14 protein-coding genes are annotated in these 18679 nt (G+C 66.9%); 5 read left to right on the top strand and 9 right to left on the bottom strand.

What is annotated here, in order from left to right; all coding sequences use genetic code 11:
* The first annotated feature begins 85 nt into the window (after positions 1-85).
* The 4 genes from AC5P9P_RS05910 to AC5P9P_RS05895 all read left to right on the top strand — a co-directional run bounded on the left by AC5P9P_RS05910 (position 86) and on the right by AC5P9P_RS05895 (position 4544).
* On the top strand, positions 86-2329 hold the full coding sequence (locus AC5P9P_RS05910) for a TonB-dependent receptor family protein (protein ID WP_049452166.1): 2244 nt from the start codon (positions 86-88) through the stop codon (positions 2327-2329).
* Positions 2329-3918 carry an alkaline phosphatase D family protein gene (locus tag AC5P9P_RS05905; RefSeq protein ID WP_495232651.1) on the top strand — a complete coding sequence of 530 codons (1590 nt, stop codon included), beginning with the start codon at positions 2329-2331 and terminating at the stop codon, positions 3916-3918. The genes AC5P9P_RS05910 and AC5P9P_RS05905 overlap by 1 nt, the downstream gene beginning before the upstream one ends.
* A gap of 168 nt (positions 3919-4086) precedes the next feature.
* A complete protein-coding gene (locus tag AC5P9P_RS05900) occupies positions 4087-4299 on the top strand; it encodes a hypothetical protein (RefSeq protein ID WP_111187901.1) in 213 nt (70 codons plus the stop codon).
* The gene (locus AC5P9P_RS05895; protein ID WP_111187900.1) at positions 4296-4544 is read left to right on the top strand and encodes a hypothetical protein; all 249 of its coding nucleotides are present in this window, start codon (positions 4296-4298) and stop codon (positions 4542-4544) included. Before AC5P9P_RS05900 ends, AC5P9P_RS05895 begins: the two co-directional genes overlap by 4 nt.
* Positions 4545-4657: 113 nt before the next feature.
* Here AC5P9P_RS05895 and lpdA read toward each other — a convergent pair whose 3' ends face one another.
* From lpdA to purB, 6 genes are all read right to left on the bottom strand, one after another.
* Entirely contained in the window at positions 4658-6094 is a 1437-nt protein-coding gene (gene lpdA / locus AC5P9P_RS05890) for a dihydrolipoyl dehydrogenase (RefSeq protein ID WP_005410273.1), read from the bottom strand.
* Between the two features lie 63 nt (positions 6095-6157).
* Positions 6158-7357: a dihydrolipoyllysine-residue succinyltransferase gene (sucB, locus tag AC5P9P_RS05885; RefSeq protein ID WP_495232650.1), complete on the bottom strand. Its 1200-nt coding sequence runs from the start codon at positions 7355-7357 to the stop codon at positions 6158-6160.
* 40 nt (positions 7358-7397) lie between these two features.
* Entirely contained in the window at positions 7398-10229 is a 2832-nt protein-coding gene (locus tag AC5P9P_RS05880; RefSeq protein ID WP_495232649.1) for a 2-oxoglutarate dehydrogenase E1 component, read from the bottom strand.
* 186 nt (positions 10230-10415) lie between these two features.
* Positions 10416-11312 (bottom strand): GNAT family N-acetyltransferase, encoded by an 897-nt coding sequence (locus AC5P9P_RS05875; protein WP_111108417.1) that lies wholly within the window; start codon positions 11310-11312, stop codon positions 10416-10418.
* Positions 11313-11320: 8 nt separating this feature from the next.
* The gene (locus AC5P9P_RS05870; protein WP_049397917.1) at positions 11321-12736 is read right to left on the bottom strand and encodes a ribosomal protein uL16 3-hydroxylase; all 1416 of its coding nucleotides are present in this window, start codon (positions 12734-12736) and stop codon (positions 11321-11323) included.
* 671 nt (positions 12737-13407) lie between these two features.
* Positions 13408-14775, bottom strand: coding sequence for an adenylosuccinate lyase (purB, locus tag AC5P9P_RS05865; protein WP_495232648.1), 1368 nt, complete (start codon positions 14773-14775; stop codon positions 13408-13410).
* Between the two features lie 293 nt (positions 14776-15068).
* Between purB and AC5P9P_RS05860 the strand changes: the two genes are divergently transcribed.
* Positions 15069-16496: a class II fumarate hydratase gene (locus AC5P9P_RS05860; RefSeq protein WP_495232647.1), complete on the top strand. Its 1428-nt coding sequence runs from the start codon at positions 15069-15071 to the stop codon at positions 16494-16496.
* Positions 16497-16599: 103 nt separating this feature from the next.
* On the opposite strand, the gene AC5P9P_RS05855 is transcribed toward AC5P9P_RS05860, so the two are convergent.
* The 3 genes from AC5P9P_RS05855 to AC5P9P_RS05845 form a co-directional block, all read right to left on the bottom strand.
* Entirely contained in the window at positions 16600-17025 is a 426-nt protein-coding gene (locus AC5P9P_RS05855; protein WP_033833950.1) for a hypothetical protein, read from the bottom strand.
* A 100-nt stretch (positions 17026-17125) separates the two neighbouring features.
* Positions 17126-17737, bottom strand: a complete 612-nt coding sequence (locus AC5P9P_RS05850; RefSeq protein WP_495232646.1) for a YggN family protein — start codon at positions 17735-17737, stop codon at positions 17126-17128.
* Positions 17738-17767: 30 nt separating this feature from the next.
* Positions 17768-18655, bottom strand: a complete 888-nt coding sequence (locus tag AC5P9P_RS05845; RefSeq protein WP_049403130.1) for a DUF4097 family beta strand repeat-containing protein — start codon at positions 18653-18655, stop codon at positions 17768-17770.
* Positions 18656-18679 lie beyond the last annotated feature (24 nt).

Below are 18679 nucleotides of genomic sequence, written 5' to 3'. Positions count from 1 at the left end.
TGTAACGCGAGGCTTCTACGATTCCGCCGCTGCTGCTCTTCGACGCCGCCCTTCGGCGTCCAGCGTGCCCAAGGAATCCGCCTCCATGCCGTCCCACGCTCCGCTTCGCCGCAATCTGCTGGCCCTGCTGGTCTGTGCTTCGCTGCCGTCGCTGGCTGTCGCTGAAACCGCCCCCGCGACCGACGCGCAGTCGGCCACGACCCTCGATTCGATCTCGGTGATCGGCCGCGGCGAAGCCCGCCAGGTGCAGCGCGTGACCGCCGAGGACATGAAGGTCCTGCCGCCCGGTGCCAACCCGCTGAAGCTGCTGGCGGCCAAGCCGGGCGTGCATTTCGAATCGGCCGATGCCACCGGCGCCTACGAATGGTCCACCAGCATCAGCCTGCGTGGCTTCAACCAGAATCGCCTGGGCTACACCCTCGATGGCATCCCGCTGGGCAACATGGCCTACGGCAACAGCAACGGCCTGCACATCAGCCGCGCGGTGATCAGCGAGAACCTGGGCGGTGCGGAGGTCTCCACCGGCATTGGTGCGCTGGGTACGCCGTCCACCAGCAACCTCGGCGGCGTGTTCCAGTTCTACTCGATCGATCCGTCCACCGAATATGGGGTCGTGCTGGCACAGAGCTTCGGCAGCGACAATGCGCGCCGCAGCTATGCGCGCCTCGATACCGGCGACCACCAGGGCTTTGCCGCTTACCTGTCCGGCGTGTATTCCGAAGGCGACAAGTGGAAGGGCAAGGGCTCGCAGGAACTGAAGCAGTTCAACGGCAAGGCCACCTACAACTTCGGCACGGACAGCAGGATCACCGCGCTGTTCAACGCTTCGCGCCGCGTCGAGGCCGACTACCAGGACCTGTCGCTGGAGATGATCGATCGCCTCGGCTGGGACTGGGACAACTACGCGCCGGACTGGGATCGCGCGGTGGCTGCTGCACGCGGAAAGTACAGTGGTGGCGTCAACAGCCCGTGGGACGCCTATTACTCCGGTCACGGCCTGCGCAATGACGATGTGTCCAGCATTGCCGGTGATTTCGGCCTGAATGAATCGATGCGCCTGAAGGTCAACGTCTACAACCACAGCAACCGTGGCCAGGGCCACTGGTTCAGCCCGTCCAATCCGTCCAACCCGGGCACCAGCCGTGAGATCCCGATCTCGATCCGCACCACCGAGTATGCGATCGACCGCACCGGCGTGACCTCGGCGTTCACCTGGAACGTGGCGGGCCACGAACTGGAGGCGGGCCTGTGGTACGAAGACAACGGCCACAGCGTGCAGCGCAACTTCTACTACATCGACGGCCCGATCACCGACGACTTCTTCCTGCGCAATCCGGACCAGCGCGTGTGGCACCAGCGCTACACCACCATCACCCGCCAGTTCTACGTGCAGGACCGCTTCCGCCTGTTCGGTGACCGCCTGACCATCGATATCGGCGCGAAGTCGCCGCACACCCGCACCCGCGTGCGCACGCCGCTGGGCAGCTATGCCAACAACAGCAGCCTGACCTCGAAGAAGGGCCTGCTCCCGCAGGCGGGCTTCAACTTCAAGCTCAACGAGGGCAACGAGATCTTCGGCTCGTTCGCCAAGAACGTGGCCGCCTACGCGCTGGGCGTGGGCAGCCCGTTCAACGTGCCGCAGGCCGCCTTCGATGCCAGCGCGAAGAACCTGAAGCCGGAACAGTCGCGCACCATCGAGCTGGGCTGGCGCGGCTACGGCCAGGGCTATGAAGCCTCGGTAGCGGTGTACGACGTCAAGTTCGACAACCGTCTGCTGGCCATCGCGCAGTGCGTGGGCATCCTCGGTTGCCCGGCGTTGTTCTCCAACGTCGGTTCGGTAACCAGCCGCGGCGCCGAGGCGACCCTGCAGCTGAAGCCGATGCAGGACCTGACCTGGTCCAACGCGCTGTCGTGGAATGACAGCACCTACGACAACGACTACGTCAACAACGGCGTGGTGCCGACCCGCGGCAAGAAGACCGTTGACACCCCCGAATGGATGTTCGCCAGCACCCTGGCCTGGACCCCGGGCCCGTGGGACCTGCGCCTGGCCGCCAACCATGTCGGCAAGCGTTACGTGACCTATACCAACGACGTGTCGGTGCCCAGCTACTGGCTGGTCAACGCTTCGGTGGCCTACGACTTCGGCAAGCTCGGCCCGGCGCAGAACCTGACCGTGGCGCTGAACCTGACCAACCTGACCGACAAGCGCTACCTGTCCTCGATCAACACCAACGGCACCTACGCCGCCGACCCGACCCGCAGCCTGGCGACCATGCAGGTTGGCGCGCCGCGGCAGGTGATGGCCACCGCCACCGTGCACTTCTGATGCGCGGCCCCGTCGATCCGGAAAGCCGTCGTCGCCTGTTGCGCATGGCGTGGCAGGGCACGGGGGCGGCGATCGCACTGGCGGCGATGCCGGGGCTGGCCACGGCCGGCCCGCGCCCGCGGTTGGGGCGTGATCCGTTCACCCTGGGCGTCGCCGCCGGCGATCCGGATCCGCAGGGAGCCGTACTGTGGACGCGTCTGGCGCCGGACCCGCTCAACGGCGGCGGCATGCCATCGCGGGCGGTGCCGGTGCGCTGGTTCGTGGCCGAAGACCCGGGCATGTGCCGGCTGGTGCAGCGTGGCGTCGCCGCGGCAGTGCCCGAGCTGGCGCATTCGGTGCACGTGGAGGTCAATGGCCTGCGCCCAGGCCGCGACTACTACTACCGTTTTGCCTGCGACGGTGACGAGGAAAGCGCGGTCGGCCACTTCCGCACCGCGCCGCTGCCCGACGCGCAGCTGCAGCAGCTGCGGCTGGCCCTGTGCACCTGCCAGGCCTGGAACAGTGGCTACTACCCGGTGCTGCGCGATATCGCGAAGAGTGATGTCGACCTGGTGCTGCATGCCGGTGACTACCTGTACGAGTACAGCCCACTGCAGAACGCGCGCGGATGCACGCTGGATGCGGAACGCTTCAGTGGCGAGACCGTCAGCCTGGAGCGCTACCGCGACCAGTACGCGCTGTACAAGCTCGATCCCGATCTGCAGGCCGCGCACGCCGCCCACGCGTTCGCGGTGATCTGGGACGACCACGAAGTGCAGAACGATTACTCCGGCATCCATCCGGAGAAGCCCGGCGCCTCGACGGAGGACTTCATCGTTCGCCGGGCGGCGGCCTACCGCGCGTTCTACGAACACCTGCCGATGCGTAGTACGCCTGCGGGCAACGGTGGCCTGCGCGTGCATCGGCGCCTGCGTTACGGCGATCTGGCACAGCTTGTGCTGCTCGACTGCCGCCAGTTCCGTCCGGCCAATCCCTGCGGGGTGGGCGAGTCGCCGCGCTGCGACGCTGCGTTGGATCCACGCATTGGCATGCTGGGCGTGGGCCAGGAAGCCTGGTTCGCGCAGTCGATGGCGGCCGCACGCGGCACGCGCTGGAACGTGGTGGTGCAGCAGCTGCTGATGGCGCAGCTGCGGCTGGACGGCGGCACGGCGCGCGAGCGCTTCTGGAACGATGCCTGGGACGGCTATCCCGCCGCACGCAAGCGATTGCTGCAGGCGATGCGGGCAGGCGGGCAGGGCAATGCCATCGTGCTCGGTGGTGACTGGCATTCCACTTTCGTCAACGACCTGAAGCTGGATTTCGACGCGGCCTGCGCGCCGGTCGTCGCCACCGAATTCATCGCTCCGGCGATCAGCAGCGGCGGCGACGACACACCGTACGGGCCGTACTATGGGCCGTCGATAGCGCAGAACCCGCACATCCGCTATTTCGACGGTGACCGCCGCGGCTGGTGGAAGCTGCAGCTGAACCGGCAGACCGTGGATGCGGAGCTGCGCTTCGCCGACAGCGTGCTGCGCGCGGATGCGCCGGTGCGCACTGCGGCGCGCTTCCAGGTCATCCACGGCCGCCCGGGCGCAGTGCCGGTGTGAATCCGTTCGGTCGTGCCGGCCGCTGGCCGGCAACCTGATCAATCTTCGGTTTCCCCACCACCGGATTCATCGCCCCGAGCCGGGTTTCGTCGCAAACCGTTTGCGGGCGGCCAGAGCGGGGCGCCAAGGTGTCCGCAGGCGGCAAGGTGCCGCCACAAGGAGACCGTGATGAAGACCCTGTTCGCACTCGGCGTGTGGTGCCTGGTGTTCGTGCTGTGCTGGCCGCTGGCGATCCTCGCCCTGATCGCCTGGCCGTTCGTGTGGCTGCTGAGCCTGCCGTTCCGCCTGGTCGGCATCACCTTCTCGGCGCTGTTTGCGTTCCTGCGCGCGCTGTTCATGCTGCCCGCGCGGTTGCTGGGTGGCCGGGCGGTGGCCGCATGAGGATGGTGCTGCTGGTGGGTCTGGTCCTGCTTGCGGGCCCGGTACTGGCCACACCTCCAGCACCGCCCTCGGTGTGGCTGGAACGGCAGCAGACCGCTGCGGCTGACGAGGCCAATGCTGCGGCGGTCTCTGCGCCGAAAGCCAAGGAGCGCTGCAGGGTCGCGAAGGAATGGAGGGTCGGCGATACGGTTGTGCAGCACAGGGTCTGCGAGGATCCACCGAAGAAGCCGGCTGGAAAGGTGTAGCGCCGAGCCCATGCTCTGCGCTACAGGGAAACGGGCAACAAAAAAACCCCGCCGAAGCGAGGTTTTTCGTATCCGGGTGATGCCGGCCAGCGGCCGGCACTACCAGCGAACGATCAGTTCGCCTTGTGGATGGCGCGCTTGCTGACCGCCATCGCCGCGTCGTGGATCACTTCCGACAGCGACGGGTGGGCGTGGCAGATGCGGGCCAGGTCATCGGCCGAGCCACTGAACTCCATGGTCAGCACGCCTTCGTGCACCAGCTCGGAGACGTTGGCGCCGACCAGGTGCATGCCGAGGATGCGATCGGTTTCGGCATGGGCCAGGATCTTCACGAAGCCCGCCGGCTCGATCATCGCCACGGCACGGCCGTTGGCGGCGAACGGGAAGCTGCCGGCCTTGTACGGGATGCCTTCGGCCTTCAGCTGGGCTTCGGTCTTGCCGACCCACGCCAGTTCCGGCTCGGTGTAGATGACCCACGGGATGGTGTCGAAGTTGACGTGGCCCGGCAGGCCGGCGATCAGCTCAGCCACCGCGATGCCTTCCTCGAAGCCTTTGTGCGCCAGCATCGGGCCGCGCACGCAGTCGCCGACCGCCCACACGCCGTTGACGCCGGTGTGGCAGTGCGCGTCGACTTCGATCTGGCCGCGCTCGTTGATCTTGACGCCGGTGCCTTCGGCCAGCAGGCCCTTGGTGGCGGCGCGACGGCCAACGGCCACCAGCAGCTTGTCCACGGTCAGGGTCTTTTCGCCTTCAGCGTCGGTGTAGGTGACGATGACTTCCTTCTTCTTGCCCTTGCCGGTGATCTCGGTCTTGGAAACCTTGGCATTGAGCTTGATGTCCAGGCCCTGCTTCTTGAATTCCTTGGCAGCGGTCTTGGCCACTTCGGCGTCGGCAGCCGCCAGGAACTCCGGCATGGCTTCGAGGATGGTGACTTCCGCGCCCAGGCGCTTCCACACGCTGCCCAGTTCCAGGCCGATGACGCCGGCGCCGATCACCGCCAGGCGGTTCGGCACTTCGGTGAAGTCCAGGCCGCCGACGTTGTCGACGATGGTCTCGCCGTCGAACTTGGCGAACGGCAGTTCGATCGAATCCGAACCGGCCGCGATGATGACGTTGGTGCCCTTCAGCTCGACGATGGAACCGTCATGCTGGGTGACCTTGACCACGTTGCCCGGCTGCAGTTCGCCAAAACCATAATAGGCAGCGACCTTGTTGGCCTTGAACAGCATGCCGATGCCGCCGGTGAACTGCTTGACGATCTTGTCCTTGCGGCCAACCATCGCCTCGACGTCGATCTTGGCATCCTTGAAGCTGATGCCATGGTCGCCAAAGATGTGGCCCATGTTCCAGAACTGGCGCGAGGAATCCAGCAGCGCCTTGGACGGGATGCAGCCCACGCGCAGGCAGGTGCCGCCGAGGGCCGGCTTGCCGTCCTTGCCCAGCGCCGCGTCGATGCAGGCGGTCTTCAGGCCCAGCTGGGCCGCGCGGATGGCAGCGTGGTAACCGGCCGGGCCGGCACCGATGACGACGACGTCGAATTGTTCAGCCATTGAATTATTCCTTGATGCATTACCAGAACCCCTCCGCGCAGGCGCGGAGGGGCGGGAGGTTTCTTACAGGCCGAACAGCATGCGGCCCGGGTTTTCCAGCTGGTTCTTGATGTCCACCAGGAACTGCACCGAGTCCTTGCCGTCGATGATGCGGTGGTCGTAGGACAGCGCCAGGTACATCATCGGCGCGATCACGACCTGGCCGTTCTGGGCGATCGGACGCTCCTTGATGGCGTGCATGCCCAGGATGGCGCTCTGCGGCGGGTTGATGATCGGGGTCGACAGCAGCGAACCGAAGGTGCCGCCGTTGGTCACGGTGAAGGTGCCGCCCTGCAGTTCTTCCAGGCCCAGCTTGCCGTCACGGGCCTTCTTGGCGTAGTCGGCGATGGTCTTCTCGATGTCGGCGAACGACATGCGCTCGACGTTGCGCAGGACCGGCGTGACCAGGCCCTTCTCGGTCGACACGGCGATCGAGATGTCCGAGTAGCCGTGGTAGATGATGTCGTCGCCGTCGATCGAGGCGTTGACCAGCGGGAAGCGCTGCAGCGCGTTGGCAGCGGCCTTCACGAAGAAGCTCATGAAGCCCAGCTTGATGCCGTGGGCCTTGACGAACTCGTCCTGCAGCTCCTTGCGCGCCGCCGACACCTTGGACAGGTCGACTTCGTTGAAGGTGGTCAGCATGGCGGTGGAGTTCTTCGACTCCATCAGGCGCTCGGCGATGCGCTTGCGGATGCGGGTCATCGGCACGCGCTCTTCTGGACGTGCACCACCGGCCTTGCCGGCGCCGCCGTTGCGGGCGAAGTTGACGATGTCTTCCTTGGTCACTGCACCACGACGGCCGGTGCCGTCGACGTCGGCCGGGTTCACGCCTTCGGTGATGGCGATGAAGCGGGCGCCCGGCGGCAGGGTGTCGGCGGCCGACTTGGCAGCCGGAGCCGGAGCGGCGGCAACGGCCGGAGCAGCGGCGGCCGGTGCGGCTTCAGCCTTCTTCTCCTCAGCGGCCGGGGCCGGAGCCGCAGCCACGGCGCCTTCTTCGATGATCGCCACGACCTGGCTGGAGGTCACGGTATCGCCTTCCTTGAACTTGATTTCCTTCAGCACGCCGTCAACCGGCGACGGCACTTCCAGCACGACCTTGTCGGTTTCCAGGTCAAGCAGGTTTTCGTCGCGCTTGACGGCGTCGCCCACCTTCTTGTGCCAGGTGGCGATGGTGCCGTCGGCGACGGATTCGGGCAGTACCGGGGCTTTGACTTCGGTGGCCATTGCGGGAGCTTCCTGGTTTGTCTTCTAAATAGGGGGAGGATTATTCAGCGAACGTGTCGTTGAACGGGTTGACCAGTGCGTCGGCAATCAGCTGCTGCTGCTCGCGGACGTGGTCAGCCATGTGACCGGCAGCCGGCGACGCCGAACGTGCGCGACCGGCGTAGTGCAGGTTCTGGCCATCGGCCAGGCAGAACTGCAGGTGGTGGCGGATCTGGTACCACGCGCCCTGGTTCTGCGGTTCTTCCTGCGTCCACACCACGTCGGTGGCCTTGCCGTACTTCTTCAGCTCGGCAGCCAGCAGCGCACGCGGGAACGGATACAGCTGCTCCACGCGGATGATCGCCACGTCGTCCTGGCCACGCTTGGCCTGGTCTTCCAGCAGGTCGTAGTAGACCTTGCCCGAGCACAGCACCACGCGCTTGACCTTCTTGGCATCGGCATTGGCGTCGCCGATCAGGTGCTGGAACTCGCCATTGGCCAGTTCGTCCAGGGTCGACACGGCCAGCTTGTGGCGCAGCAGCGACTTCGGCGACATCACCACCAGCGGCTTGCGGGTGGTCATGTGCAGCTGGCGACGCAGCATGTGGAAGGCCTGCGCCGGGGTCGACGGCACGACAACCAGCATGTTCTCCAGGGCGCACAGCTGCAGGAAGCGCTCCAGGCGCGCCGAGCTGTGTTCCGGGCCTTGTCCTTCATAGCCATGCGGCAGCAGCAGGGTCAGGCCCGAAATGCGGCCCCACTTGGCTTCACCGGCGGCGATGAACTGGTCGATCACCACCTGGGCACCGTTGGCGAAGTCGCCGAACTGGCCTTCCCAGATGCACAGCGTGTTCGGATCGGTGGTGGAGAAACCGTACTCGTAGGCCATCACCGCTTCTTCGCTCAGCAGCGAGTCGATGACGGTGGCCTTCTCCGTCGAATCCACCAGCTGCCGCAGCGGCATGTAGTAGTTGTCGGTCTTCTGGTCGTGCAGGATCGCGTGGCGGTGCGTGAACGTACCGCGGCCGACGTCCTGGCCGACCAGGCGCAGCGCATGGCCTTCGTCGAGCAGGGTGGCGTAGGCCAGGTTCTCGGCAAAGCCCCAGTCGCCCGGAATCTCGCCGGCGGCCATCTTGCGGCGGTCGTCGTAGACCTTGGCCACGCGCGAGTGCAGCTGCACTTCGTCCGGGATGGTGTTGATCAGCTTGGCCAGCTCGACCAGCTTGTTCTTCTCGACCTTGGTCGAGACCGGGTCGGACAGCTTGCCTTCCAGCAGCTTCGGCCAATCGACGAACAACGGGCTGCTCGGCGGGGTCTTCTCGACCTTGGCCAGCTCGGTGGTCACTTCACCCGCGTCCAGCTTCTCGCGGTAGGCATCGACCATGGCCTTGCCGGCACCGGCGGCGATCACGCCCGCCTTTTCCAGCTGCTCGGCATACATCTCGCGGGTGGTCGGGTGCTTGCGGATCACCTGGTACATCAGCGGCTGGGTGATCGCCGGCTCGTCGGCCTCGTTGTGGCCCCAACGGCGGTAGCACATCAGGTCGATGACCACGTCCTTGGCGAACTTCTGGCGGAACTCGAAGGCCAGCTGCGCGGCGAACACCACCGCTTCCGGATCATCGCCGTTCACGTGCAGCACCGGGGCGGCGATCATCTTCGCCACGTCGGTGGCATAGCGCGTGGAGCGCGTATCCAGCGGGTTGGAAGTGGTGAAGCCGACCTGGTTGTTGACCACGATGTGTACGGTGCCGCCGACGGCGAAGCCGCGGGCCTGCGACATCTGGAACAGCTCCATGACCACGCCCTGGCCGGAGAAGGCCGCGTCGCCGTGGATCAGGATCGGCATGACCTGCTTGCGTGCGGTGTCCTTGCGGCGCTCCTGGCGCGAACGCACGGAACCGGCCACGACCGGGTCGGCGATTTCCAGGTGCGACGGGTTGAACGCCAGCGCCAGGTGCACCGGGCCACCGTCGGTGGCCACGTCGGCGGAGAAGCCCATGTGGTACTTCACGTCGCCGGCCGAAGCGTGCTCGTCGTGTTCGAACTTGCCTTCGAACTCGTCGAACAGCTTGCGCGGGTTCTTGCCCAGGGTGTTGACCAGCACGTTCAGGCGGCCGCGGTGGGCCATGCCGATCACCACGTCCTTGACGCCATCCTTGCCGGCGCTGCGGATGATGGTGTCCATCATCGGGATCAGCGAGTCGCCGCCTTCCAGCGAGAAACGCTTCTGGCCGACGTACTTGGTGTGCAGGTAGCGCTCCAGGCCTTCGGCCGCGGTCAGGCGCTCCAGGGTGCGGCGCTGGGTGTCAGCGTCCAGCTGGTAGTTGCCACCGGCCGCTTCCAGCTTCTTGTAGATCCACTGGCGCTGCTCGACCTCGGAGATGTGCATGAACTCCGCGCCGATCGAGCCGGTGTAGGTCGCCTTCAGGCGTGCGAGCAGGTCGCGCAGCTTCATGCGCGGCTGGCCGCCGACGCCGCCGGTGCTGAACTCGCTGTTGAGATCGGCATCGGACAGGCTGTGGAACGGCAGGCCCAGGTCCGGGGTGTTGACCGGCGCGGCCAGACCCAGCGGATCGAGGCGGGCGTCCAGGTGGCCGCGCGAGCGGTAGGCGGTGATCAGACGACCGACATTGCGCTCGCGCTCGTCGCCCGCACCGGTGCCGGTGCCAGCTTTCAGCGCATCCTTGGCCGCGTCCGCGATGTGGGAGATGACGGCCGAGTGCGGAATGTCGCCTGCTTCGCGGCCCTTGAAGCCGTCGAAGTAGGTCTTCCATTTGGGATCGACACTGTCCGGGGAGACCAGGTACTGCTCGTACAGGTCCTCGACATAGGAGGCGTTGCCGCCGGCGAGCTGCGAAGATTGCGCAAACTGCTTCAGTTGATTGTCCACGATGGAGGGTGTTGATTCGCTTTGTGGGGTATGGCTTCAGAAGGACCCGGCAGGAAGATGAATAGCCCTGCGCGGGCGCGTTCAAACAGCCAAATTGTACCCCCATCCGGACACGAAGGGGCACCACCACAGGCATCCCGCGTCCCCCGGTGCCGCTTCCAGACAGGTTGAGTGGGCGGTGCCCGCTCAGATGCCGAGCGCACGCAGTTCGCTGCAATCGCGCGAACGGTCCCAGACCCGCTGCAATTGCTGCTCGAACGGCTGCGAACGTGCAGGCAGCGCGACGCCTGCCTCGCCGTCGAGGCGATGACCGATCAGACGAAAGTAGAAGTCGCCGGCGTCGTTGAGCAGGCAGGCCGAGGCCAACGCACGGTCGATCGGGTCGGTGACCTCGCGGAACTGGATCACGCTGGGCAGGCGCTGGGCCAAGGCCAGCAGCGGTGCCCCGGCAGAGGCGATGGCGGCGGCGTCGTGCACGATCACCCGCAGCTGCTTGTCGTGGCGGGCGGTGACGAAGCGGCGCAGGGCGGCCTGTACCGACGGCGCGTCGAGCAGTCCCGGGTCCAGCTGACGGCTGTGCAGCCACACTTGGCGGCGGGCGCGGTGGACGATGGCCGTGGTGATGGCCACCGCCTGCTCGCGGCTGTCGATGGCACTGGCCGCGCCCAACCGGCGGCGCATCTGCTGGTGGCCGATGCCGGCCTCCTCGAATACCTCGCCTTCCGGCAGGAAGCCCTGGCGGGCATAGAAATCGCGGGCGGGCAGCTGGGCGTGCAGGTGCAGCTCGGCCAGGCCGAGCCTGCGCCCGGCCTCGACCAGTGCCTCCAGCAGGGCCTCACCGACCCCGTGGCTGCGATGGCTGGCCAGCACCGCCATGCGGCCGATGCGGCCGTCCGGGGCCAGCCGACCGGTGCCGACCGGCTGGTTGTCACTGTCCAGCGCCAGCACATGGGCGCTGAGCGGGTCCAGCGCATCGCGTTCCAGTTCGGCGGCGATGCCCTGTTCCTGCACGAACACGCGTTGGCGCACGTCGTGGATGGCAACGTGGGCGTCGGCGTGGCTGACCTGCTGGACCCGGACCATGGCAGGGCTCAGGCGCGACCGTCGTCGCTGTCGTCTTCGTCGTGATCCTCGAAGTTGACGATGACCTCGATGCCGTCGTCGTGCACGGTCACGGTGTGGACATCGTCGGACACCGCGTCGGCGTCGATCGCGTCGACACGGTCACGGCCTTCGACCACTTCGCCGAGCACCACGGCGTCTTCGCCGTCATCCTCATCTTCAGCGTCATACACCTCGTTCGGATCGATCAGCTGGAACACGCCACCGACCAACAGCTGCTGGACCACCGCGCGGCCCTTGTCGGACAGGCCGCGATAGGCGGCGGCATCGAGCTGCTCGGCGCCGGCCAGGCGCTGCGCGTCCTTCACCGGCAGCGCGAAGTCCTGGCCACTGACGTACAGGCTGGCGCCGCGCTTGGCGCGGCGCCAGGCCAGGCGTGCCCACGGATGACGCTGCAGCAGCAGGCCCGAGGCCAGGGCCTGGACCACTTCCTCCAGTGCCGGTGCGGCCTGGTGAGCCATCACTTCGCCGGCCGCGCGGTAGGTGGTGATGAAACGGCCGAACCAGTCACCCAGCTTGTCCGGATCGTTCATGCGGATGGCGTTGAGCGCGGTGATCACCCGCGCCATCGCCACCGTGTCGATCTCGTTCGGGTCGGCCGGCACCTTCAGGTCGGCATCCTGGTAGCGGATGTTCTCGTCGGCATCGGCGATCAGGGTGTCCAGGTAGTCGCTGATCAGCTCGGCCGAGGACGGCGCACGCATGCCGAAGGAGAAGGTCAGGCAGGGGTCTTCGGCGACGCCGTGGTGCGGCACGTTCGGCGGCAGGTAGAGCATGTCGCCCGGCGCCAGCACCCAGTCGTGGGTGGGCTTGAACACCTTCAGCAGCTTCAGCTCCACGTCGGGGCGGAAGCCCAGCGGCGGCTGCCTGCCCTTGATCGATTCGCTGGCATCGATCTGCCAGCGGCGGTGGCCGTGGGCCTGCAGCAGGAACACGTCGTACTGGTCGACATGGGCGCCGACCGAGCCGCCGGTGGCGGCGAAGCTGATCATCACGTCATCCATGCGCCAGCGCGGCAGGAAGCTGAAGTGCTCGATCAGGGCGCGCACGTCCGGGTCCCACTTGTCCACGTCCTGTACCAGCAGGGTCCAGTCATGGTCGGGCAGGGCGGGGAACACGTCTTCCTGGAACGGGCCGGTACGCACGCGCCAGCCGTCCTGGGTCTTGTCGTGCTCGATCAGGCGCGCCAGCACGCCTTCTTCGCAGGCCAGCCCGGCCAGGTCTTCCGGCTGCACCGGGGTCTGGAAGTCGGGGAAGGCGTTGCGGATCAGCAGCGGGCGCTTCTGCCAGAAGTCGCGCAGGAAGGTGGCCGGCGCCATGCCCAGCGGCTGGCCGGGGCGGGCGGTGACTTCGATGAGGGGGGCGGAGGACTTGCGGGCGGCCATGGGGGGGAATCCTTGCAGCGGAAAGCGGGAGGGGCGGCGTGGCGGGCCGCCAAGGAGTCCATTGTCCGCCGTTCGTGGGGATTGCGCACGTGCGGTGGTTTGTCGCGGGGTTCCGGCCAACGGCGGAGCCCCTCGTGGCGGGGTGGTTGGTCGCGCAAAGCGCTGGCTTCATGGGCTGGGCCGGGCGGGGTGGGTTCGCGGGACACGCCGTGAACCCATCCATGGGGGCTCGATGGCGCCATCCATGGCGCCAACGGTCCCGCGAACCCACCCCGCCCGGCCCCTGACAGTTTCCTGCGCGGCCCGCCACGGAATGGAAGAAGAAAATCAAAGGCAACAGCGGGTCGCACGCTGCGCTTGCTCATCCCAAAACAAAAGAGGGACGCGGCGAAGCCGCGTCCCTCTTTCAAATTCCGTCCCGACAACCCCACGCTCTTCGATCCGTCACCGGAAATCTGTCAGAGGTGGGGCGGGAGGGGCCAGCGGGACCGTTGGCGCCATGGATGGCGCCATCGAGCCCCCATGGATGGGTTCACGGCGTGTCCCGCTGGCCCCTCCCGCCCCGCCCAGCCCCCAGCAACCCAGAGCCTGGATCGCTGTTGCTGTTGCTGTTGCTGTTGCCGTTGCCTGCCGCAGGCAGCGCTCGCGGCCGCCGCCGCAAAGGAAACCCCTTAGATCTTCTTCGCCAGCGCCTCGGCCAGGCCGGTGTAGCTGCCCGGGGTCATCTCCAGCAGGCGCTGCTTCGCATCCGCCGGCAGCTCCAGCCCCTGCACGAACGCACGCATCGACTCGGCCGTGATGCCCTGGCCGCGGGTCAGCGCCTTCAGCTGCTCATACGGGTTCGGCAGGCCGTGGCGGCGCATCACCGTCTGCACGGCCTCGGCCAGCACTTCCCAGGCCGCGTCCAGATCGGCATCCAGGCGCTGCGGGTTCACTTCCAGCTTGCCCAGGCCCTTGGCCAGCGAATCCAGCGCCACTTGGCTGTGGCCGAACGCGGTGCCCAGTGCGCGCAGCACGGTGGAATCGGTCAGGTCACGCTGCCAGCGGCTGATCGGCAGCTTCGCGCTGAAGTGCTCGAACAGCGCGTTGGCGATACCGAAGTTGCCTTCCGCATTCTCGAAATCGATCGGATTGACCTTGTGCGGCATCGTCGACGAGCCGACTTCGCCTTCCTTCAGGCGCTGCTTGAAGTAGCCCAGCGAGATGTAGCCCCAGATGTCGCGGGCCAGGTCGATCAGGATGATGTTGGCGCGGCGCGCGGCATCGCCGATCTCGGCAACATTGTCGTGCGGCTCGATCTGCGTGGTGTACGGGTTGAACACCAGGCCCAGGCCGGTCACGAAGCGCTCGGCGAAGGCCGGCCAGTCCACGTCCGGGTAGCTGGCGATGTGGGCGTTGTAGTTGCCGACCGCGCCGTTGATCTTGCCGGTCAGCTCGACCGCGGCGATCTGCCTGCGCTGGCGCTCCAGGCGCGCGACCACGTTGGCCAGCTCCTTGCCCAGCGTGGTCGGCGAGGCGGTCTGGCCATGGGTGCGCGACAGCATCGGCTGGCCGGCCTGGGCGTGGGCGAGGTTGCGCAGCGTGGTGGCGATGCCGTCCAGGGTCGGCAGCAGCACCTCGCGGCGGGCCTGTTCCAGCATCAGGCCGTAGCTGAGGTTGTTGATGTCTTCGCTGGTGCAGGCGAAATGCACGAATTCCAGCGCCGGAGCCAGCTCGGCGTCGTCCTTCAGCTGTTCCTTGATGAAGTACTCCACCGCCTTGACGTCATGGTTGGTGGTGCGCTCGATCTCCTTCACGCGCGCGGCCTGGGCCGGGCTGAAGCGGGCGGCCAACCCGCGCAGGCGGGCGACGGCGGCGTCGGAGAACGGCGCCAGTTCGACGATGCCCGGTTCGGCGGCCAGCGCCAGCAGCCATTCCACCTCGACCACGATGCGGGCCTTGATCAGACCGTATTCGGAGAAGATCGGGCGCAGGGCGTCGACCTTGCCGGCGTAGCGGCCATCGAGCGGGGACAGGGCGAGCAGGGCGGAATCGGACATGTCGGCAGGGCTGGGACGAGCGGCGGGGGCCATATTCTACGACGTGCCGGTCAGCGAGTGCCGGCCGCGGGCCGGCAACCACGCCCGGCCCTCGATTCCATGGATTGCCGGCCAGCGGCCGGCACTACCCTTGCGCGCGCAGAACGGCCGTGCAGGTGGAACGATCTGGCCCGCCCTCGTCATCCCATGCTGCGGGCAAGGGAGTATTGTGGCCGCAGCCGCCAGCCCGGGAAGCGACACCCTGCCAGCCGCCGCTTCCCTTTCCCCAACTGAAGTAGTGCGGAGTTGATGCAATGAGCAAAGCTGCAAGCAAGGGTTTCAGAATCGAACACGACAGCATGGGCGAGCTGCAGGTGCCTGCCGATGCCCTGTGGGGCGCGCAGACCCAGCGTGCCGTGCAGAACTTCCCGGTGTCGGGCCAGCGCATGCCGCGCGGTTTCATCCGCGCGCTGGGCCTGGTCAAGGGCGCGGCCGCCGGCGTCAACGCGGAGCTGGGCCACCTGCCGAAGACCGTGGCCAAGGCCATCCAGACCGCTGCCGCCGAAGTGGCCGCCGGCAACTGGGACGCGCAGTTCCCGATCGATGTCTACCAGACGGGTTCGGGCACGTCGTCGAACATGAATGCCAACGAGGTCATCGCCACCCTGGCCAACCGTGCCGGCAAGGCGGGCAAGACCACCGTGCATCCCAATGACCACGTCAACCAGGGGCAGAGCTCCAACGACGTGATTCCGACTGCGCTGCGGGTGTCGGCGGTGCTGGCGACGCACGAGCAGCTGCTGCCGGCGCTGGTGCACCTGCGCAAGACCCTGGACAAGAAGGGCCGCAGCCTGCGCAAGGTGGTCAAGACCGGCCGTACCCACCTGATGGACGCGATGCCGCTCACCTTCGAGCAGGAATTCGGTGCGTGGTCGGCGCAGCTGGCCTCGGCGCAGGAGCGCATCGAAGACAGCCTCAAGCGCGTGCGCCGGTTGCCGCTGGGCGGCACCGCCATCGGTACCGGCATCAACGCCGACCCGCGCTTCGGCGCGCAGGTGGCCAAGGCGCTGAAGCAGCAGACCGGTTTCAAGTTCGACAGCGCCGAGAACAAGTTCGAAGGCCTGGCCGCGCAGGACGATGCGGTGGAACTGTCCGGCCAGCTCAATGCGCTGGCCGTGGCACTGATCAAGATCGCCAATGACCTGCGCTGGATGAATGCCGGTCCGCTGGCCGGGCTGGGCGAGATCGAACTGCCGGCACTGCAGCCGGGCAGCTCGATCATGCCGGGCAAGGTCAACCCGGTCATTCCGGAAGCCACGGTGATGGCCTGCGCGCAGGTGATCGGCCACCACACCGCGATCACCGTGGCCGGGCAGACCGGCAACTTCCAGCTCAACGTCACCCTGCCGTTGATCGCGGTGAACCTGCTCGATGGCATCGGCCTGCTGGCCAATGTGTCCAGGCTGCTGGCGGACAGCGCGATCGCCGGGCTGAAGGTGCGCGAGGACCGCGTGGCCGAGGCGCTGGCGCGCAACCCGATCCTGGTCACCGCGCTGAACCCGATCATCGGCTACGAGAAGGCAGCGGCGATTGCCAAGCGTGCCTACAAGGAACAGCGCCCGGTGCTGGACGTGGCGCTGGAAGACAGCGGGCTTGACGAGGCCGAGCTGCGTCGCCTGCTAAACCCGACTGCGCTGACTGCTGGTGGCATCCAGGCTGGCGGTGGTGGCGCCGGGGGGTGATCTGCCGGTTGCAGAGTCGAGCCACGCTCGACGGTTGTTCCGGAGTCGGGCATGGTTCGACTCTACGGAAACGAAGAACGCCGCCCTCGGGCGGCGTTTTTCTTCAGCGACGGTCGGCGACGATGTTGCCGAAGGTGTCGGTGTAATCCTTGAACTCGGGGATGCGCTGGATCAGGTCGGCCGGGATCACCTCCATGCCCTCCGGCGGCTGGATCTTCACCGGCTGCATGTTCGGATCGGCCGGTGCGGCCACCAGCGTGTTCTGGCGCAGCACCTGCAGCTTGCCGAACATCGTCTGCAGCATCTGCTTCTGCCCGTCGTCCAGTGGAATCTGGATCTCGTCCACCTTCATCGTGCCGTCGCCGAGGATGATGATGTTCGGTGCCGGCGGGCGGCGCACGGTCACCATGCCTTCGCTGACGGAAATCTTGGGCTTGCCGCGCTCGGCGCGGTGATTGCGGTAATCCTTGTCGCAGCCGACCAGGCCCAGGCAGAGCAGGGCGGCCAGCAGCAGGAACAACTTCTTCATGGCGTTCGGTTCGGGGGCATCCGGGGGCCCCATTGTAAGCCCGCCGACAGTGCCCGACCGGCAACGGAAGGCCGCAGCCGGTCGGGTGCGTCGATTTGTCTCAGTTGGAGAACGTGACCGAGTTGTCCTTGCCGCAGTCGTCCACGTCGCTCTGGTCCATCGTCGCGTAGGGCTTGAATGCCGGCAGCTCGCGCGCCAGTGCCTGCTGGCTGGCCAGCATCGCCGGCAGGCGATCGCAGATGCGCTTGGCCTGGGCCTCGATCTTGGCGGCTTCGGCGTTGATGCGCTTCTCCACCCCTTCGCTGTCGCCGTTGAAGATGCCCTTCAGCGCTTCACCGGCGGCGTTGGCGCCGAGTTTGGCGCCGGCCAGCCCGACATCCATGCCCGCCATCGCAACGGCGACCACGTGACCGCGGTACTCCTGCAGGTGGCGGCGCTGGACGTCGTTGGCGGCGACCTCCTTGCCGGCGATCAACAGGCGGCCATCCGGCGTGATCTCCGCACGCGGCTGCTTGTCGGCCGAGATCTTGATGTTGCCCTGGGCGATGTCCTTGCGGGCATCGTCCATGGCTTCCTTGACGGTCTGGCCGACGCCGCTGGTGGCTTCGGCGACGCTCTTGCCGACGCTCTTGTCGGGGGCGGAGGACGTGCCACCACAGGCGATCAGCGGCAGGCACAGCAGGGTGGCGGGCAGCAGGCGCAACAGGTTCATGATGTTCCCCTGGACGTGTGTGGAAGAGGATTACTTGCTGCGCGGCAGGGTGACCCGGCCGCTGACGTTGCGGTGTTCGATATCGCCGCTGCCGCTGTGATCGACGGTCAGGCTGCCGCGTACGCCGTCCACCTGGATGTCGCCCGAGCCGTGGCTGCGCACATGCACGTTGCCGCCGATATCGGCCAGATCGATGCCACCGGAGCCGACCACGCCGACTTCGACGCTGCCCTGCACGCGCTTGAACTCGATGTCGCCGGAGCCGACCGTATCCAGGCGTGCGTTGCCACGCACATCGGTGATCTTCAGGTCACCCGAACCGACAGTGCCGGTGATGGCATCGCCGCCGATGTTGCGGACATTGACGTCGCCGGAACCCAATGACAGCAGATTCAGCGAACTGCCGCCATCGATGTTGAGGTCGCCGGAACCCACTGCAGCGTGGATGCTGCCACGGGTGCCGCGGGCGACTGCGTCACCGGAGCCGACGTCCACGCTGAGCGACTGTGCGTTCTCCACGCTGGCGTCACCCGAGCCGACCTTGAACTGTAGCGGCAGGTTGTCCGGCACGCTGCCACGGATATCCAGCCAGGCGTAGCTGTTGCCCAGGCTGATGCCGCTTTGGCGGCCGTCGCGGCGCAGGCTCACCACCAGCTTGTCGCCCACCTTGCGCTGGTCCAGTACCAGCTGGTCCAGCCATTCCTGGCTGGACGCGCAGGCGCGGCCGTCCAGCTGGCCGCCGCCAGCGCTGGCGACCACCTTCAGGTCGTGCTGGTTGACCTCGAACACCACCGTCTTGGCACCGGCCACGTCCAGCTTCAGCGCGCGGGCGGCAGTGAACTTGCAGTTCGGAGCATCGGCGGCCAGCGCCGACAGCGGCAACAGCAACAACGCAGAACAGGCGAGCAAAGAACGCATGGGTGGTGCCTCCGGGTGGATGGA

The sequence above is a fragment of the Stenotrophomonas sp. YJH_SMC_14-1 genome, assembly GCF_059372275.1.
The sequence above is the reverse complement of the archived record's forward strand: the minus strand, read 5'-3'. Positions and strand labels throughout refer to the sequence as shown.